General features: G+C 57.9%; 3 protein-coding genes. All 3 read left to right on the top strand.

Annotation, left to right across the window (positions count from 1 at the left end):
* Positions 1 to 43 precede the first annotated feature (43 nt).
* From NW852_RS13055 to kaiC, 3 genes are read left to right on the top strand one after another with little or no spacing between them, the layout of a single operon-like run.
* The gene (locus tag NW852_RS13055; protein ID WP_414426811.1) at positions 44 to 1,051 is read left to right on the top strand and encodes a circadian clock protein KaiA; all 1,008 of its coding nucleotides are present in this window, start codon (positions 44 to 46) and stop codon (positions 1,049 to 1,051) included.
* A gap of 1 nt (position 1,052) precedes the next feature.
* On the top strand, positions 1,053 to 1,355 hold the full coding sequence (gene kaiB / locus NW852_RS13050; protein ID WP_011430723.1) for a circadian clock protein KaiB: 303 nt from the start codon (positions 1,053 to 1,055) through the stop codon (positions 1,353 to 1,355).
* Between the two features lie 25 nt (positions 1,356 to 1,380).
* A complete protein-coding gene (gene kaiC, locus NW852_RS13045; RefSeq protein ID WP_414366758.1) occupies positions 1,381 to 2,985 on the top strand; it encodes a circadian clock protein KaiC in 1,605 nt (534 codons plus the stop codon).
* Positions 2,986 to 3,156 lie beyond the last annotated feature (171 nt).

The following is a 3,156-nucleotide window of genomic DNA, read 5'->3' as shown; positions in this document are numbered from 1 at the left end:
GAAGATTTAAGATCGAAGGCAGCTCTTATCGTTTTATATCCTGTTGAAGCCCGACACCCACCCACTGCACATCAGCCTTTTGCTCGATTGGGAGCCGCCTGCTGGAGAGCCACTGGCGGCAGAGGTTTTGTTGTCGCCAGAACGCTTTGTGGCTGAGGTCTTCCAGGAGCCGGAAGCCTTTCTGGAGGCTCTGCAAGGGGAGGAAAACCATCCAGACTGCCTAGTGCTGCTGGTGGACGCGACGCGGCTGGACAAGCTGGAGGCGTTGGGCTGTCAGCTTTGCAAACAGGGACTGTTGCTGCCGACAGTGGTGGCCATTGTGTCGGAAGAGCTCAAACCGGAAGGCGGCGCCAGCCGCTCCGGTGAACCATCCTCCCCCCCTGTTCCTCCAGGGGCAAGAGCTCTGCTCAAGCGGGAGCGGTTTTTCTACCACAACGCCACCCTGGTTCGCCTCGTCTCGCCGTCAGAGCTGTTGCCGCCAAAGGGATCCCAGGCCACTCCTTCTGCTTCTCCCTCTCCCTTGGAGCTGCTGATCAACCGAGCCATTGCCCTGTTTCTTCAGATTTCTCCCACCTGCAGCCTGCCTGCAGCAAACCCTTACCCCAAGGATCAGCCCTACCTGCTCTACACGCACCAGCAGCAGCGGCGGCTGGCGGAAAAGCTGCGGGAACGCCTCGGCTACGCCGGCGTGTACTACCATCGGGATCCGGAGCTGTTTTACCGCCACCTGCCCCCCGACGAGCAGCAGGCCCTCATGCGGCGGCTGCGCAACCTTTACCAGGCGATTGTCCTGGAGTATTTTCAGTCCCCTGAGACCGTCAATGCCCGCATCGACGAGCTGGTGGCCCTTGCCTTTTTTGCCGACATCGGCGCTGCCCAACTGTTGGAGCTGCACATGAACCTGATGGAGGATTTTGCCAAACAACTGAAACTGGAGGGCCGCAGCGAAGAGATCCTGCTGGATTACCGCCTCACTCTCATCGACGTGATGGCCCACCTGAGCGAAATGTACCGTCGCTCCATTCCCAAACCTGCCCCAAGGGATCCCTAACATGTCCACTCGCAAAGCCTATGTCCTCAAGCTCTATGTGGCGGGCAATACCCCCAATTCTCTGCGCGCCCTCAGCACCTTGCAAGACATCTTGGAAAAGGAGTTCCGCGGCGTGTACAGCCTGAAGGTGATCGACGTCTTGAAAAATCCGCAACTGGCGGAGGAAGATAAGATCTTGGCGACACCGACCTTGGCCAAAATTCTGCCGCCACCGGTGCGGAAAATTATCGGTGATCTGTCCAACCGCGAGAAAGTGCTCATCGGCCTAGATTTGCTCTACGAAGAATTGGACGAAGAGGCTTAAGACAGGTTTTAGGAGAGAGAGGGGAATGAACCAACCATTGGGGCCTTCTGAGCCAGAAAAGCTGCAAGATAACGCCGCGGAGGGGATCCCATCGAGCTCCTTCCTAGGCGGGTCAGAGCTGCGGGGGATCCCGAAAAAACAGACGGGCATCGAGGGCTTCGAAGACATTAGCCACGGCGGGCTGCCCTTGGGGCGCACCACCCTGGTCAGCGGTACCTCTGGCACCGGCAAAACGCTGTTTGCCCTCCAGTTTCTCTACAACGGCATCGTCAAGTACCAAGAGCCGGGGATCTTCGTCACCTTTGAGGAAACCCCTGCCGACATCATCCGCAACGCCTCCAGCTTCGGCTGGGACCTTCAAGCCCTTATCGACAAAGGCCAGCTCTTTATTCTGGATGCTTCCCCGGATCCAGAGGGATACGAGGTGAGCGGCAACTTCGACCTGTCGGCCCTCATCGAGCGCATTCAATATGCCATCCGCAAATACAAAGCCAAGCGGGTTGCCATCGACTCGGTGACGGCCATCTTTCAGCAATACGACCCTGCCGGCGTGGTGCGGCGGGAGCTGTTCCGCCTGACGGCCCGCCTCAAACAGGCCAATGTCACCACAGTGATGACCACCGAGCGCACCGACGAGTACGGCCCCATTGCCCGCTACGGTGTGGAGGAGTTTGTCTCCGACAACGTGGTGATTCTGCGCAACATTCTGGAGGGGGAAAAGCGGCGGCGCACCATTGAGATCCTGAAACTGCGGGGCACCACCCACATGAAGGGGGAATATCCCTTCACCATCACCAACGAGGGGATCAACATCTTCCCGCTGGGAGCCATGCAACTGACGCAGCGCTCCTCCAATGTGCGCGTCTCCTCCGGCATCGAGAAGCTGGATGAAATGTGCGGCGGCGGCTTCTTCAAAGACTCAATTATCCTGGCCACCGGCGCCACCGGCACGGGCAAAACCTCGCTGGTGAGCAAGTTCCTGGAGCGGGGCTGCCTGGACGGAGAGCGCTGCATCCTCTTTGCCTACGAAGAGTCGCGGGCACAGCTTTCCCGCAATGCCTCTTCTTGGGGCATTGACCTAGAGGAGTTCGAGCGGCAGGGCCTCCTCAAGATTATCTGCGCTTACCCGGAGTCCGCCGGCCTGGAAGACCACCTGCAGAAGATCAAAACCGAGATGATGGCCTTCAAGCCCTCCCGCATGGCCATCGACTCGCTGTCGGCGCTGGCGCGGGGGGTGAGCCAAAATGCTTTCCGGCAGTTTGTTATCGGGGTAACTGGCCTGGCCAAGCAGGAGGAGATCACCGGCTTTTTCACCAATACCACCGACCAGTTCATGGGATCCCATTCCATTACTGAGTCCCACATCTCCACCATCACCGACACAATCATCCTGTTGCAGTATGTGGAGATTCGGGGCGAGATGGCGCGGGCTCTCAACGTGTTTAAAATGCGGGGATCCTGGCACGACAAAGGCATCCGCGAATATTTGATTTCCGATTCGGGTATTCAAATTCGCGATTCCTTCCGTGGCTACGAGCGGATTATCAGTGGATCCCCAACCCGCATCAATGTGGATGAGAAAAACGAGCTGTCTCGAATTGTGCAAAATGTACAATCTCTGGATGATTGAGGGGCCTAGCGGTCGCCAGCTCCTTGCAACCAACCGCCAGCAGATAAGAATCTTAGGGTTGTGAGTCGCTCCGGACTTTTTCGGCTGCTTGACATTCCCCCAACTACAGTCGGGGGATTCTTACGCAGTCCATAGACAAACTCGCAAAGGCGCTGTCAAGACGCCCCTAGA

This window comes from Synechococcus sp. H60.1, assembly GCF_047462335.1.
Classification (GTDB): Bacteria; Cyanobacteriota; Cyanobacteriia; order Thermostichales; family Thermostichaceae; genus Thermostichus.
This window is presented reverse-complemented; position numbering and strand designations above follow the sequence as displayed.

Coding starts and splice junctions, on each gene's coding strand:
- kaiC (WP_414366758.1), top strand. CDS start 1,381: ATGAACCAACCATTGGGGCCTTCTGAGCCAGAAAAGCTGCAAGATAAC.
- kaiB (WP_011430723.1), top strand. CDS start 1,053: ATGTCCACTCGCAAAGCCTATGTCCTCAAGCTCTATGTGGCGGGCAAT.